The organism is Cupriavidus sp. USMAHM13, assembly GCF_001854285.1.
GTDB classification, from domain to species: domain Bacteria; phylum Pseudomonadota; class Gammaproteobacteria; order Burkholderiales; family Burkholderiaceae; genus Cupriavidus; species Cupriavidus malaysiensis.
The window spans coordinates 2,902,500-2,916,893 of the sequence record NZ_CP017752.1; the positions used below are offsets into that span (position 1 = coordinate 2,902,500).

General features: G+C 69.4%; 10 protein-coding genes. 6 read left to right on the plus strand and 4 right to left on the minus strand.

All coding sequences use genetic code 11. The features are described from left to right. Positions 1 to 308 precede the first annotated feature (308 nt). From BKK81_RS30975 to BKK81_RS35790, 3 genes are all read right to left on the minus strand, one after another. On the minus strand, positions 309 to 1,178 hold the full coding sequence (locus BKK81_RS30975) for a hypothetical protein (protein WP_156811504.1): 870 nt from the start codon (positions 1,176 to 1,178) through the stop codon (positions 309 to 311). A 376-nt stretch (positions 1,179 to 1,554) separates the two neighbouring features. Further along, on the minus strand, positions 1,555 to 3,804 hold the full coding sequence (locus BKK81_RS30980) for a WG repeat-containing protein (protein ID WP_197524007.1): 2,250 nt from the start codon (positions 3,802 to 3,804) through the stop codon (positions 1,555 to 1,557). 214 nt (positions 3,805 to 4,018) lie between these two features. Continuing rightward, positions 4,019 to 4,627 (minus strand): hypothetical protein, encoded by a 609-nt coding sequence (locus BKK81_RS35790; RefSeq protein ID WP_156811505.1) that lies wholly within the window; start codon positions 4,625 to 4,627, stop codon positions 4,019 to 4,021. Between the two features lie 380 nt (positions 4,628 to 5,007). Here BKK81_RS35790 and BKK81_RS30985 point away from each other — a divergent pair, with 380 nt between their 5' ends. From BKK81_RS30985 to BKK81_RS31005, 5 genes are all read left to right on the plus strand, one after another. Further along, the gene (locus BKK81_RS30985; RefSeq protein WP_071020970.1) at positions 5,008 to 5,532 is read left to right on the plus strand and encodes an RNA polymerase sigma factor; all 525 of its coding nucleotides are present in this window, start codon (positions 5,008 to 5,010) and stop codon (positions 5,530 to 5,532) included. Positions 5,533 to 5,534: 2 nt separating this feature from the next. Beyond that, positions 5,535 to 6,410, plus strand: a complete 876-nt coding sequence (locus tag BKK81_RS30990; protein WP_071020973.1) for a FecR family protein — start codon at positions 5,535 to 5,537, stop codon at positions 6,408 to 6,410. Positions 6,411 to 6,589: 179 nt separating this feature from the next. Then, a complete protein-coding gene (locus BKK81_RS30995; RefSeq protein ID WP_071020975.1) occupies positions 6,590 to 9,010 on the plus strand; it encodes a TonB-dependent siderophore receptor in 2,421 nt (806 codons plus the stop codon). A 254-nt stretch (positions 9,011 to 9,264) separates the two neighbouring features. Further along, a complete protein-coding gene (locus BKK81_RS31000) occupies positions 9,265 to 10,482 on the plus strand; it encodes a GGDEF domain-containing protein (protein ID WP_071020978.1) in 1,218 nt (405 codons plus the stop codon). 145 nt (positions 10,483 to 10,627) lie between these two features. Next, positions 10,628 to 11,983, plus strand: coding sequence for a mechanosensitive ion channel family protein (locus BKK81_RS31005; protein WP_071020981.1), 1,356 nt, complete (start codon positions 10,628 to 10,630; stop codon positions 11,981 to 11,983). Positions 11,984 to 12,016: 33 nt separating this feature from the next. Here the strand turns inward: BKK81_RS31005 and BKK81_RS31010 are convergent, their stop codons facing one another. Further along, entirely contained in the window at positions 12,017 to 13,030 is a 1,014-nt protein-coding gene (locus BKK81_RS31010) for an AraC family transcriptional regulator (protein WP_071020984.1), read from the minus strand. A 176-nt stretch (positions 13,031 to 13,206) separates the two neighbouring features. On the opposite strand from BKK81_RS31010, the gene BKK81_RS31015 reads away from it, so the two are divergent. Then, a complete protein-coding gene (locus tag BKK81_RS31015; RefSeq protein ID WP_071022721.1) occupies positions 13,207 to 14,340 on the plus strand; it encodes an acyl-CoA dehydrogenase family protein in 1,134 nt (377 codons plus the stop codon). Positions 14,341 to 14,394 lie beyond the last annotated feature (54 nt).

The window sequence follows — 14,394 nt, forward strand, 5'->3', positions numbered from 1 at the left end:
AGTTCACTTCGTCTCGTCAGGTCCCAGGCACCTGGCACGTGGCACGTGGGATGTCAGCCGGTCGTCCAGCCGCCCGATCTTCGCGTGGGGATGGCATCTGCGATGCATCTGCGCAATGCATCCTGCGGCCGGCGGACAGTGCGGCGGATCGGCGCCATGCCCATCGGCGCCGCAGAGTAATGCGCGGCAACCTGCAGACCCGCCGCAGTGTAGGGCCCGCCTCGCCAGTCTTCCTATGAGATGAATCTGAAAAGAATGCCGATATTTACCAAGACCTCTGCTGCCGGCGCAGCACTACCGGGATTGACTCAATCCTCCCTCCCGTCCCATATGCCATCGCAAGCGTCGATGAGTTCCTTCGGCCATCTGCGGCGGGGCAGAATGCGCTCCAGTCCCATGTAAAAGACGTCGCCCAGCATCAGCAGCGGCGCAACCGGCAACGCGACGAGTACGAAGAAGGGAACGGCAAGCAGGAGCCAGGCCGGGTGGCTGACCTTCAGCGCCTTCAAGGGGTTGAAGTAGCGTACAGCCTCGCCTACCCGAGATAGGCGATATGGCCCGCGTGAACTGTTCGGCGGCAATGCCGCGGCCCCCTCTTGCATATACAAGCGGATGTACTCCCAGACCTGGGCCGCGCCATAAATACCCGGCCTGGCGATGGCATCCGGGTGATCCCGGGTGGCGGCGATGCCGATGCGCAGGCGGCCATCGGCATACGGGCGGTCGGGATTGGCATAGGGCAGAAGCAGTGTCAGCTCGATATCGACTGCCGGTGCGCGACCTGCTGCAAAACGGATTCGGTCCTCGATCGAGGCTTGCAGGTGATCCCACGACTGGTAGACCCATTTTCCCTGGAGGATGCAGGCGACCTTACGCGTCTTGCGGTTGAAGATGATGGGCAGTTGCAGTCGCCAGAGGAAGAAGGTCCAGGCGGAACCCAGGAAGAGCACAGCGGTCATGCCCAGCGCATTGCCGAGGTGCTCCAGATAGTGCGCCAGGGCTCCGGCGGCGTCTCCCCTGTGCTCACAATCGTCCATGCGGGTCGAATCTTCGACAAGGGAGAGTAGAGCGAAGACAAGAGGCATCGCCAGCGTGCATATCCAGCTCCAACTACCTCTTCCGCCCCACGCTCTGCCCGAGGATGTCCGCATGAACAGGCAGTCTTCGGTGACCTTCATCACGTTGTTATCCGCGGCAGGCTCAACGCCCAAGGGAGGATCACTTGCGTGCAACGCGGCAACGCGTCTGGCGAACAGGCTGAGTTCGGCCCAAGGGATAGGACGTTGATTCATAAGCAATGAATTCGCTTAGCGGGACGTTGCGATGCCTTGCGCTTGCCAGGGCTTCCGCGGTTGGCGGAGCGCTGCGCACATTGAAGACGCACGCGCTCCTTGAAGTCGCAGCCGTAGAACGTGACGCCCCCCCGGGGCCTCGGTGCGTGGGTCGCCAGCGTTGCGACGGATCTTCATGCGCAATGGCAAGCGGCAACTGCGCGCCGGCCATGGAGCGCCGCGGAGGCCGGCCAGCACGCGCTCCGCGCCTGAGCGCGTCTCCTCATGGGACAGGCCATCCCCCCCGCGGCCTTACCGGCGGTGCCAGCGGTGCGGACCACTCTCCCCGGGCATCGAGCAGGCCGTACTGCGTGGGCTCTTTCACCACGAAGATTTCCCCCAACTGCCGAATGTCCTCGTACTGCACGGGAAGCAGGACCTGGCCGTCCGGCGCCATCAGCCCCTTATACTCTTCATCCTTGGTCAGCAGCAACATGCCGTGCTTGGCGTCATACTCGATAGCGCTGTAGCCGGGCGCCACCAGTTCCCGGCCTTCCGCGTCGAGCCAGCCGAGCCGGAGGCGGGAGCTGTCGCCGTCGAAAAACCTGCTGGCGCTTCGCCAGCCGAGCAGACGGCCCTGCACGTCCCGGACCGGATCGAGGCGACTGTCGAAACGTGGCGGCACGGCCCATTCGCCCTGGTCGTCCAGCAGCCCCCACCGCAGGCCCTCCGGATCACCGGCGCTGACCAGGCCATCGTGGAAATCCTCGAGGTTCACCTTGGCGGGGAAAGTGATCCGGGTTATGTTCCCGGTACCCAGTTCCAGGCGCACAAGCGGGTCCCCGGGATCGCGGGGTGAGCCGATGAAAGCACGCTGGCTCACGCGCGTGATTCGCTGCACATCCTGGGGCCATAGGTGGCGCTTGCCATCGCGCTCCACCACCATCGGTTGCGTGCCGTCCCAGTCAACCACTGCGCCATCCCGGAAAGAAGATAGATAGTGGCCATGCTGTGGCTGGACGACCCACCGCCCCCGCCCGTCGATGGCGCCCCAGCGGGTGCGGTCCGGCGGGGCGTCACCCGAGAAGAGCCACACAGACGGCTCATCGAACGGTTCGCCAGGGGTGGACATCACCAGCGGCCCGTCGAGCGGCTTGCCGCCAGGACCGCCGGGCCCGCTCAAGACAAAGTGACCCTGGTTCATTTCGGCGCGATAGTGCCAGCCGGGATTGGAAATGAGCTTGCCGTCCCGGGTGATGATCTGCGTCTCGTTGCGCTTCCGTACCACCACGGCCAGAGGCAGCAGATCCAGGCGGCTGTGCTCGGCAGTGGCCTCGCCAGACGGCACGAGGAGCACCAGATCCCCGCGCGTCAATGCCTGATCGCCTTGTAACGCCCGGTCTTCGCTCGAAACCACCCGGCGGCCCGCCGCGTCGAAAATGTCAAAAGGCAGCGGCGCTTGCGTACCACTGAGGGCGCCCTCGAGCATGAGATGGGTGCCGGTGGCATAGGCCGCGGGCTTCGCGATACGGCTGCGGACCATGCCCGCACGGGCATGAAATGCCCAGCTCCGCCCGCAACCCGCCACGACGCTCCACTGCGCCTTCTCCACCGACAGGGCGACCAACACCTTGCGCAAGCCTGGACACGTGGCGGCGGCCAACAGCACCCGTCCGTCCCGGCCAATGATGTCGCTGCCAGCCTCTCCCGCGTGGGTGGCCTGGTAGCCGCCCCAGGCTTGCCGCGTGATCCGCTCATACTGCGGGGGGACTACGAACCGGCCCTGCCGGTCGATCAGTCCGAGGCGACGTCCCGCCAGGCTGCCGCCTTCGACATCCCCGCCAGCTGGTTCTGCCGGCTGTGCGACAGCCAGACCCGCTTGAAACGGCCCGATCGATGCGAAGCGCGCGGGCACGGCCCAGCGCCCCTGGATATCCATCGCCCCCCACAGCACATCGCCGCCGTTCGACTCGTGGCTGACTGGAATCAGGCCGTCGCCGTCGATCTGCACGTAGCGTTGCAACGCCTCCGGCATCGGGAACAGCCCGCCTTCGCGATGCCAGAGCCAGCGCGCGCCTTGGCGCTCGGCCCTGTAGAGCCCCCGGGCATCCGGGTCCAGGTCGACCGACAGGCCGGCCTCGAAACGCTTGACCACCTGTCCACGCCGGTCGATCAGCAGAGAGCCCTGGCGACGTTCCCTGACCATCGCGGTCCGATCTTGAAAGCGGCCGGCTTGCTCGTAGGCCGGCGCGATCACCCACTGGCCATGGCGGTCGATGTAGCCCCAGTTGCCGCCTTCCCCCATTGCGGCGGCCAGGCCGGCGGAGAAGCGATGGACGGAGCCGAACCTGGGAGGAATGACCAGTTCACCGGTCTTGTCGACGAAGCCCCAGTGCTCCCCCAACTTGACGGCGGCCAAGCCTTCCGAAAAGTCATCCGCATGGTCGAATGGAGGCGCCCCCGCCAGCTTGCCGAACTTGTCGATGAAACCCCATGCGCCATCGATCCTGAAGCGCGCCATGCCTTCATGCATGTCGCATGAGTATTGGACGGCCGAATGATCGCTCAATGGCGCCTCGCAAGACTCCGCCCGTGCAGGGCCGCTGGCCAGCGCCAGCCAGAGCAATGCGGCCGAAGCGCTCCGTCCTGGCAGCACGCGCCGGCAGGTGCCTGCGAGGACCAACCAACTCGACTTCCTGATCCGCCACCGTGTCAGATCTGGACCCACCCCGTTCATCGGACACACGTCAGGCGGATGAGGCCGACCGCAAACGCGTACGAAACGCATCGATACACAAGGGACGATCGTCGGCGCGAAGTTCGCCAAGAGGGATGTAGATTCGTTTCGGCTTCGAACCGGCGGGTTGGCCGTGCTCGCGATAGTGAACGACAACCAGCTTATCGCTCACATCACAGCTGGTGACTGCGCTGTAAAGCACCTTCTGCCGCCCGGAAGCAAGCGTCAGCTTCGTTTCGAAGTGGCCCGCATCGAACCGGAGATAAGCGTTTGACCGCCTGGATTTTCCCGTCGCAATGAGCATGAGAGATGCCGAGAATACGCCGCCGCCCAGACCGACTCCGCCGAATTTGAGCGCTGGCACAAGCGCCACCACGATGAGCGCGCAGCCAATTCCGATCATTTTCTTGGCTAGACGGTCGGCGTAGATATTGGCGTCGAGGATTGGAGAAAATTGCCAGTATGGCAATGCTAGATGCGATAAACGCGCCGATGGCCAGATCCAAGTGACGCTTCTCCCTTTTAGAAGGCTGGAAATCTCTGTGCAAACGACGCATGGTGCGGCCCCTCCAGCAATCGCTGCGGACTTCCCTGGACTTGCTACCTCTTCATATTGCATGGCCGCCCTTGCCGGTGATACAGGAGGTTTCCGGTCTTTCTGCAGGAAAGGCGCTCAACGTGCCCGTCAGAGGACCGCCTCAGGGGCATCAGGACGATGACCGGACCACCTGGCCAAGATCCAAGGCCAGATGCTCTCGACGCGGTAGCAGCCGCTGAACCCGGCCCCCCCTCTTCAAGGCTCGGCGCCGCACGGTCCGAGGCGGGACGCAATGCCGGCATGGCCCTAAGGCCGATGGATGAGCAGGCGTGGGGGTCGAGGCGAATGGGCTCGCCGGCCCTGGTACTCTCTCTATTATTGCAAATACCAATCATTCTCATTTACAATTCAACACTTTCATCTCCCAACCCGTTGCCGGATCCCGGCCAAGGCGACGACCGGTGCCCCGCGAGCAGACTTACCCGCCCCTGATAGCCGCCCTGGTGCGCCACTACGACGAGCTGGTCGAGCACCTGCGCCGGCGCTTCGGCGCCGACCGCGGCTTCGCGCGCGACGTGGTCCACGATGTCTGCGTCAACCTGCTCGCCGAGCCGCCGCGCCAGCCGGTGCTGACCCCGATCGCCTACCTGCGGCGCGCCACGCTGAACCTGGCCATCGACCGCCATCGCGTGGAACGCGCGCGCGCGGCCTGGGTGCTGTCCATGGATGAGTTGCCGGACGGTGCCAGCGAGGCGCCCGGCCAGGCGCGCCGGCTCGACGCGGCGCGCGAGTTCGAGCGCCTGGCGGCGGCCATCGAGACGCTGCCGCCGCGCTGCCGCGAAGTCTTCGTCCTGCACAAGGTCCACGAACTGCCGCAGGCCGAGGTGGCGTTAACATTGGGCATTTCGCGCAAGGCGGTGGAGAAGCATGTCCGCCTGGGCCTGGCCGCCTGCCGGGCGGCCCTGCAGCGCGAGCTCGGATCCTGAGCATGTCCCCTCCCCAGCAGAACGTTCAGCCAGACAGCCAGCAAGACGATTTCCAGCGCGAGGAAGACGCGCTGGCCCGCCACCGCGCGGCGCTGCAACAACGCTTCGCGCGCCCCGGCGCCGGCGCACCGCCGCGCCGGCCGCGCCGCGCGCGCGCCGCCACGCTGGCGGGCCTGTCCGGCCTCGCCGTCGCGCTGGCCGCCGGCCTGCTGTGGCTGGATCCGCCGCTGCACAGCGCCCGCTACGCCACCGCCGCCGGCGCGCGCAAGACCGTCACGCTGCCCGACGGCAGCCAGCTCGTGCTCAATACGCGCAGCGCGCTGGAGGTCGGCTGGCACCTGCGTTCGCGCCGCGTGGCGCTGCAGGAGGGCGAGGTGCTGTTCGACGTCGCCCACGCCGCCTGGCGGCCTTTCCTGGTGCAGGCCGGCAGCACCGCCATCCGCGTGGTGGGCACCGCCTTCGACGTGCGGCGCGAGCGCGAGCGCGTCGGCGTCACCGTGCTGCGCGGACGCGTGCAGGTCAGCGAGGGCGGCCACTCGGTGCTGCTGGGCGCCGGCGAGGCGACCTGGGCCGCGCCCGGGCGCCTGGAGCCCGTCGCCGCGGTCGGCGCCGAGCAGGCCGCCAGCCGCCTGGCATGGAAGGACGGCAAGCTGGTCTTCACGCAAACCCCGCTCGCCGAGGCACTGGCGGAAATCGCCCGCTACCGGCGCGCACCGGTCACGCTGGCCGATGCGCGCCTGGCGGACCTGCGCATTTCCGGCGTGTTCGACAGCGCCGGCACCGACGTCCTGCTCGACCTGCTGCCCGCCATCCTGCCGGTCACCGTGGCACGCGCGCCCGACGACACGGTCACGGTGCGCGCCCGCGCCGAACCCTGAACTTTTTTGCGTGGCGAGGTAGGGGACCTGCCGCGCCCGCTCGTCATTCCCTTCGACAGCCACACACAATGAAGGGGAGTGACGCAGTGAATCGCAGCCACCGCGCGGGCGCCGCCACGGACGCAACGCAGCACGACACGACACATCGATCGACACACTACGCCGCCAGGCGCACCGGCATGCCCGCCGCAAGCGGGCCCCGGCGCACCGCGCTGCGGCCGCTGGCGCGCCTGTCCGCCCTGGCCGCCGCCATGCTGCTGGCCGGCGCGGCGCTGGCGCAGGGCGGGCAGGTCGCGCTCGACCTGCCGGCGGCGCCGCTGGAGCAGGCGCTGAAGACGCTGGCCCGCCAGTCCGGCACCCAGATCGTCTTCGCCAGCGCCATCACCGACGGCAAGCAGGCCCCGCGCCTGCACGGCAACTTCACCGTCGGCGAGGCACTCGACCGCCTGCTGGCCGGCAGCGGCCTGGCCGCGCGCCGGCAGGCCGACCACGTTTTCACCATCGGCCCGGCCGAGGCACCGCGCAGAGAGGCCGAACTGCCGGTGGTGACGGTCAGCGCCGCGGCCCAGCGCGAGACCGCCAACGGCCCGGTGATCGGCTACATCGCCACGCGCAGCGCCACCGGCAGCAAGACCGATGCGTCGCTCGACGAAGTGCCGCAGTCCATCAGCGTGGTCACGCGCGACCGCTTCGAGGCCCAGGGCGCGCAGAGCGTCAACGAGGCCCTGCGCTATACCGCCTCGGTATCGTCGTACGGCGCCGGCACGCGCTCGGACTGGTACACCGCGGTGCGCGGCTTCGTGCCCAGCACCTACCTGGACGGGCTGCAACTGCCCAACACCATCAATCTCGCCAGCTGGCGCGTCGACCCCTGGCAGCTGGAACGGGTCGAGCTGCTGCGCGGGCCGGCCTCGGTGCTGTACGGCCAGGGCGATCCGGGCGGCACCATCAACATGGTCTCCAAGCTGCCCACGCTGGAGCCGGTGCGCGAGCTCGAGGTCCAGTACGGCACCCACGCGCGCAAGCAGATCGCCGGCGACTTCGGCGGCAAGCTGGACGAGGACGGCAAGTTCTCCTACCGCCTGACCGCGCTCGCGCGCGACGGCAACCTCCCCTTCGGCCCCTTCAAGGACCAGCGGCTGATGGTGGCGCCCTCGCTCACCTGGCGCCCCGATGCCGACACCTCGCTGACGCTGATGGCGAGCTACCTGCGCGACAAGACCAATTCCTCGGACAACTTCCTGCCCGCCCAGGGCACCATCCTGCCCAATCCGAACGGACACATCTCGTCGCGCCTGTTCACCGGCTCGCCCGACTTCGACAGCTACGAGAAAACACAGTACTCGTTCGGCTACCAGTTCGAACACCGCTTCAACGATACCTGGACGGTGCGGCAGAACCTGCGCTACAACCACCTGCGCCTGGATGACCGCATGAGCTACGGCGTCGGCCTCGACCCGTCCGACCCGACCCAGCGCACCATGCTGCGCTATGCCGGCATCGCCCAGCCCAGCTACGGTCGCTTCGACGTCGATACCCAGGCCCAGGCGAAATTCGACACCGGAGCGCTGCACCACACCCTGCTGCTGGGCCTCGACTACCAGCGCCAGCGCACGCTCGACCCGGAAAACTACGCGCTGACCTCCTCGCTCGACCTCTACCACCCGGTCTACGCCCCCACCGACCTGTCCATCTTCACCGGCGCGGGCGCCTATCCGCAGGACGTGCGCCAGACGCAGAGCCAGGTCGGCCTCTACCTGCAGGACCAGATCAAGCTGGCCGAGCGCTGGGTGGTCACGCTGGGCGGACGCCAGGACTGGACCGAGACCCGCACCACCGACCAGCTCGCCGGCAGCTCCAGCAGCCAGCGCGACAGCGCCTTCACCGGCCGCGTCGGCCTGGTCTACCTGATGCCGTCCGGCTTCGCGCCCTACCTCAGCTATTCGACCTCCTTCAATCCCACCTCCGGCACCGACCGCAACGGCCAGGCCTTCAAGCCCACCCAGGGCCGGCAGGTCGAGGCCGGCGTCAAGTACACGCGCCCGGACGGCAAGCTCTCGGTGACCGCCTCGCTGTTCCAGATCCACCAGCGCAACGTGCTGACCCCGGATCTGGCCGATCCCACCGGCGCGCACAGCACGCAGGCGGGCGAAGTGCGCTCCCAGGGCGTCGAACTGGAGGCCATCGCCGAGGTGGTGCCGGGGCTGAACCTGATCGCCAGCTACACCTACCAGGACGTGCGCAACACCAAGGCCAACGATGACACGCTCAACAAGTGGCCGATCGCCATCCCCATCCCGCGCGAGATGGCCGCGCTGTGGGCCGACTACCGGCTGCGCGGCGGGCCGCTGGCGGGCCTGGGCTTCGGTGCCGGCGTGCGCTACGTGAGCCCGACCGCCGGCGCCCCGGACAACTCGCTGCACGTGCCCGGCTACGCGCTGTTCGATGCCGCCATCACCTACCGCATCCCGCACTGGCGCTTCGCCCTCAACGGCACCAACCTCGGCAACCGCGAGTACATCTCGGGCTGCTACGACGCCACGCGCTGCATCTACGGCAACGGCCGCACCGTGATCGCGAGCGCGCGCTACAGCTGGTAAGCGCGCGGCGGACCACGCCAGGGGGCATGCGTGCAGCGGGCCGGCCAGCCGGCCCCGCGCGGCATCCCCTCTGCCTTACCCCTCTTCTTTCCCCCCACCGCGGCGGTCCTTTTACCGCCCGTCAATCCCCCGGCCGCTCGCGCATCGCCGGGCCGCGCCGTATCATGGAGCCCGGCGATGCGCCGCCGCGCGCCCGCCGCTTCCCTGTCCCGCCGCGCGGCCGCCCGCGCCCCATCCGGAGAATCCCCGCGCCGATGCAAGCCGCGCTTGCCATGCAGATCGTCACCGCCGCACTCGGCGCCATGATGCTGGCCATCATCTGGTCGCTGCGGCGCTGCGGCCTGCCCGGGGTGGGGCACTGGTTCTACGCCAACCTGGCCGCCGCGCTGGCGCTGGTGCTGTTCGCGCTGCGCGGGCGGCTGCCCGACGGGCTGGTGATCGGCCTCGGCAATCCCCTGCTGGCGTGGGCGATGGCGCAGATGTACGCAGGCGTGCAGCGCTTCTGCGGCCGCGCGCCACCCTGGCGCGCGCTGGTCGCGGGCGTGCTGGCGCTGGCTGCCGCGGTGGCGCTGTGGCACTTCCACTTCGACGATTTCAACGTGCGGGTGGCGATCGTCTCGGTCTTCCACGCCGCCCTGTGCGCCGCCTGCGGATGGACCCTGCTGCGCGCGCGCCTGCCGGGGCGGGCCGGCGGCCACTATGTCACCACCGCCGTCTTCGCCCTGTTCTTCGCCGCGGCGCATGCGCTGCGCGGCGCGCTGTCGCTGCAGGCGGCCCTGCAGGGCCCGCCCGGCGCCAGCCCGCCGGGCATGCACATCCTGTTCCTGCTGCTTGGCGCGCTGGCGGTGCCGGCGCTGACCATGGGCGCGGTGCTGATGGTCCACGACCGCCTGGTGCACCGGCTCGAACTCATCGCCAACACCGACTTCCTGACCGGCGTGCTGTCGCGCAAGGCCTTCGAGGACGAAGCCACGCGCCAGCTGGCGCGCGCCGCCCGCGGCGACAGCGCGCCGGCGCTGCTGCTGCTCGACATCGACCGCTTCAAGGCGGTCAACGACAACCACGGCCACGCCGCCGGCGACGAGGTGCTGCGCGCCTTCACCGCCATGGCGCGCGATGCCGTCCGCCCCGGCGACCGCATCGGCCGCCTGGGCGGGGAAGAGTTCGCCGTGCTGCTGCCGGCCACCGCGCTCGAAGACGCCCTGCTGGTGGCGGAGCGGCTGCGCGCGCGCGCGGAGGCCGGCCGCGTCGACGGCAGCTTCGGCTCGCTGCACTACACCATCAGCGGCGGCGTGGCGCATTGGCTGCCGGGCGAGTCGCTGGCGCGCCTGACCGGGCGCGCCGATGCGGCGCTCTACGCCGCCAAGCTGGCCGGCCGCAACCGCATGCTGGCGAGCGCCACGCCGGCGGCGGCCCGCCCGGCCACGGCGGGCTCCGCGCCGGCGCAGCCGCGCACGCCGCAGCCCCACTGAGCTGCCCGGCGGAGGGCGGCTGCCGCCACCGGCTAGAATCCCGGGGTGCGCCTGGCGTGCCTTGCGCGCCCGCTGCACCTCGTGCGCCACCGGCGCGTGCCGGCCCGGCCCTTCCCGCCATCTCCGCCGTTCCTTCGCAAGGTCAATGAATCCGGAAGTCCTGCTCGATACCCTGACGAACCTGGTGCCCCGCCATCCGTGGGCCCAACTCGCGCTCAACCTCGGCCTGCTGGCGCTGGCCGCCGTGCTGGCCCAATGGGTGGTGACGCGCACCATCCTCTACCTGGCCCACCGCCTGCTCGACCTGAGCGGCCACGGCGCCTGGAACGTGGCGCTGCTGCGCCACCGCGCCTACCACCGGCTGTGGTTCGCCACGCCGTTCGCAGTGGTGGCGCTGGGCATCGGCGAGGTACCTCACCTCGACCACAGCGCCCACCTGATCGAGCGCGTGGCGCATGCCGGCGCCTGGATCTGCGTCTTCATGGCGCTGCACAGCCTGCTGAGCGCCTGGCAGGACGTCTACTCCGGCAGCACGCGGGCCCAGACCCGTTCCATCAAGGGTTATATCCAGATGGGCAAGCTGGCGCTCGCCCTGATCTGCGGCGTGCTGGTGCTGTCCATCCTGCTCGACCGCTCGCCGCTGTGGATGCTGTCCGGCCTGGGCGCGCTGTCGGCGGTGCTGCTGCTGGTGTTCAAGGACACGCTGCTGTCGCTGGTGGCCAGCACCCAGCTCACATCCAACGACATGCTGCGCATCGGCGACTGGATCGAGATGCCGCAGTCCAATGCCGACGGCTTCGTGCAGGACATCGCGCTGCACACGGTCAAGGTGCGCAACTGGGACAACACCGTCACCACGGTGCCCACCTACAAGCTGTTCTCGGAGAGCTACCGCAACTACCGCCAGATGTTCGAGTCGGGCGCGCGCCGCATCAAGCGCACCCTGCGCATCGACGCCAGCGGCGTGCGCTTCCTGCGCGACGACGAGATCGCCGGCCTGATGCGCTTGCGCCTGCTGCACGACTACCTGGAAGAAAAGCAGGCCGAGGTGGAGCGCACCAACCGCGAACTGGGCGCCTCGGCCGACGAGCCGGTCAACCGGCGCCGCCTGACCAATCTCGGCACCTTCCGCGCCTATGCCATGGCCTACCTGCGCCAGCATGCCGAGATCCGCCACGACCTGCTGCTCAACGTGCGCATGATGGAGCCGGGTTCCGAGGGGGTGCCGGTCGAGGTCTACTGTTTCACCGCGGTGACGGCGTGGATGGAGTACGAGCGCATCCAGGGCGACATCTTCGACCACCTGCTGGCGATCCTGCCGGAGATGGGCCTGCGCCTGTACCAGGCGCCGTCCGGCGCCGACCTGGGCGGCATGCGGTCGCAGTGGCTGGCCGACGCCGCCGCGCAGCAGGCGTCGCCGCGGCCGTCCCCCTCTCCGGCCTCCCCGGCCTCCCCGGCCTCTCCGGCCTTCCCCGAGCCCGCCGGCCGGCCGCCGCTGTAGCGGCAGGGCTGGCGCCGCGCCGCTACGGTGCCGCTACGGCGCCGGTACCGCCCGATAGGCCCCCGGCCGCGAGCCGGTCCAGCGGCGGAAGGCGCGGTGGAAGGCGCCCGGCTCGGCGAAGCCCAGCTCGGCCGCGATGGCCACGATGGGCTGCGTCGAATGGCTGAGCGCCTCGATGGCGAGGTCGCGGCGCAGTTCGTCCTTGAGCTGCTGGTAGGTCGCCCCCTCGTCCATCAGCCGGCGCCGCAGCGAGGAGGCCGACAGGTGCATGTCCTGCGCGAGCTGCTCGAAGGTCGGCCAGGCCTCCGGGCGCGACTGTCGCAGCAAGCGGCGGATGCGCGCCACGATGCCGGCGCGGTCCGAGTACTTGACCACCAGGTTGTGCGGCGCAGCACGCAGGAACACCTTGAGGCTGCGCTCGTCGTGGCGCACCGGGTGCGCCAGCCAGGCCGCATCGAACCACAGCGCCGTGCTCGGTTCGCCGAAGGCCAGGCGGCGCGAGTACATGACCCGGTACTCGGCGCTGTAGTCCGGTTCCGGGTAGGCGAAGCTGGCCTGCTGGATCGGCACGCGCCGGCGCGCCAGCCAGCTCATCAGCCCGTGCAGCATGATCAGCAGCGTCTCCTGGGCGAACACGCCCGGACGGCGCGCCGAAGGCGTGGTCAGCACCAGCGCGGCCGCGCCTGCCGCCGCACTCGGCCGCTCCAGGCGCACGCCGATATCGTCCAGCAGCAGGCCGAAGAAACGCGCCACGCGCTCCAGCCCCTGTCCCAGCGTCTGGCTGCCGGCCACGGCGTGGCACAGCATGGTGAAGCTGCCGCATTTCATCCGGCGCGAGTCCTGGCCGAAGAATTCATCGTCGAGCACGCGCGCCACTTCCAGCCAGAGGGCGCTGTAGCTGTCGGCCGACACGCGCGCCTGGAGCGCCTCCAGCAGGGCCGGGGCGATCCCGGCGGCCCGCAGCACGGGCTCGGGCGGCAGCCCGCGCGCGCGCAGGCCGGCGATGGCTTGATGGACGAAACAGATGGCGACGGTGCCTTTTTCCATGGGTGGCGGAGCAGAGCCGGGCCGGCCGCCGCCCGGCGGAGGCGGCCGGGCGCGGGGCAGTGGCTTGGGAGTTCAGCAAGATTGGCGGATTTTGGCATAGGAGCGGCAGGCCACGCTTCCTACACTGCCCCGTATCGATGCGCGCCGCCGCGCGCCAACCTGCCCAGCGCTCCACCATGCCCCACGACTACACCGAAGAACAGATCATGATCCGCGACACCGCGCGCGCCTTTGCCAGCGAGCGGCTGGCCGCCGGCGCCGCGCAGTGGGACGAGGCGGGCGCGCTGCCGCCGGAGGTGGTGCAGGAGATGGGCGCGCTCGGCCTGCTGGGCATGATCGTGCCCGAGGAGTGGGGCGGCACCTATACCGACTACGTGGCCTACGCGCTCGCCATCGAGGAGATCGCCGCCGGCTGCGCGGCCTGCGCCACGCTGATGAGCGTGCACAACTCGGTAGGCTGCGGTCCCATCCTGCACTACGGCACCGAAGCACAGAAGGACCGCTACCTGGGCCGCCTGGCGCGCGGCGAACTGGTCGGCGCCTTCTGCCTGACCGAGCCGCAGGCCGGCTCCGAGGCGCACAACCTGCGCACCCGCGCCCGCCTGCAGGACGGCCGCTGGGTGCTCGACGGCAGCAAGCAGTTCGTCACCAACGGCGCGCGCGCCGGCCTGGCCGTGGTCTTCGCCGTGACCGACCCCGAGGCCGGCAAGCGCGGCCTGTCGGCCTTCCTGGTGCCGACCGACACGCCGGGATTCGTGGTCGGCAAGCCCGAGAACAAGATGGGCATCCGCGCCTCCGATACCTGCCCGATCACCCTGGACCAGTGCGCGATCCCCGAGGACGCCCTGCTCGGCGCGCGCGGCGACGGCCTGCGCATCGCCCTGTCCAACCTGGAAGGCGGACGCATCGGCATCGCCGCGCAGGCGGTCGGCATCGCCCGCGCCGCGTTCGAGAAGGCGAAGGTCTACGCCACCGAGCGCACCCAGTTCGGCAAGCCGCTGATGGAGCACCAGGCGATCGCGCAGAAGCTGGCCGACATGGCCACCCGCCTGAACGCCGCGCGCCTGCTGGTGCACCACGCGGCGCGGCTGCGCAGCGCCGGCCGCCCCTGCCTGTCGGAGGCCTCCCAGGCCAAGCTGTTTGCCTCCGAGATGGCCGAAGCGGTATGCTCGGATGCGATCCAGATCCATGGCGGCTATGGCTATCTCGCCGACTACGACGTCGAGCGCCACTACCGCGACGCCCGGATCACGCAGATCTACGAGGGGACCAGCGAAGTGCAGAGGATGGTGATCGCGCGGCAGTTGTGATGCGCCGCGCGCAAGCGTAACAGCGACGGTTCACCGGCGATTCCCCACGATACC

Bases quoted from the DNA above. Each gene is read 5' to 3' on its own strand.
- BKK81_RS30975 (WP_156811504.1), bottom strand. From the start codon at position 1,178: ATGAAGGTCACCGAAGACTGCCTGTTCATGCGGACATCCTCGGGCAGA.
- BKK81_RS30980 (WP_197524007.1), bottom strand. From the start codon at position 3,804: ATGCATGAAGGCATGGCGCGCTTCAGGATCGATGGCGCATGGGGTTTC.
- BKK81_RS35790 (WP_156811505.1), bottom strand. From the start codon at position 4,627: ATGCAATATGAAGAGGTAGCAAGTCCAGGGAAGTCCGCAGCGATTGCT.
- BKK81_RS30990 (WP_071020973.1), top strand. From the start codon at position 5,535: ATGTCCCCTCCCCAGCAGAACGTTCAGCCAGACAGCCAGCAAGACGAT.
- BKK81_RS30995 (WP_071020975.1), top strand. From the start codon at position 6,590: ATGCCCGCCGCAAGCGGGCCCCGGCGCACCGCGCTGCGGCCGCTGGCG.
- BKK81_RS31000 (WP_071020978.1), top strand. From the start codon at position 9,265: ATGCAAGCCGCGCTTGCCATGCAGATCGTCACCGCCGCACTCGGCGCC.
- BKK81_RS31005 (WP_071020981.1), top strand. From the start codon at position 10,628: ATGAATCCGGAAGTCCTGCTCGATACCCTGACGAACCTGGTGCCCCGC.
- BKK81_RS31010 (WP_071020984.1), bottom strand. From the start codon at position 13,030: ATGGAAAAAGGCACCGTCGCCATCTGTTTCGTCCATCAAGCCATCGCC.
- BKK81_RS31015 (WP_071022721.1), top strand. From the start codon at position 13,207: ATGCCCCACGACTACACCGAAGAACAGATCATGATCCGCGACACCGCG.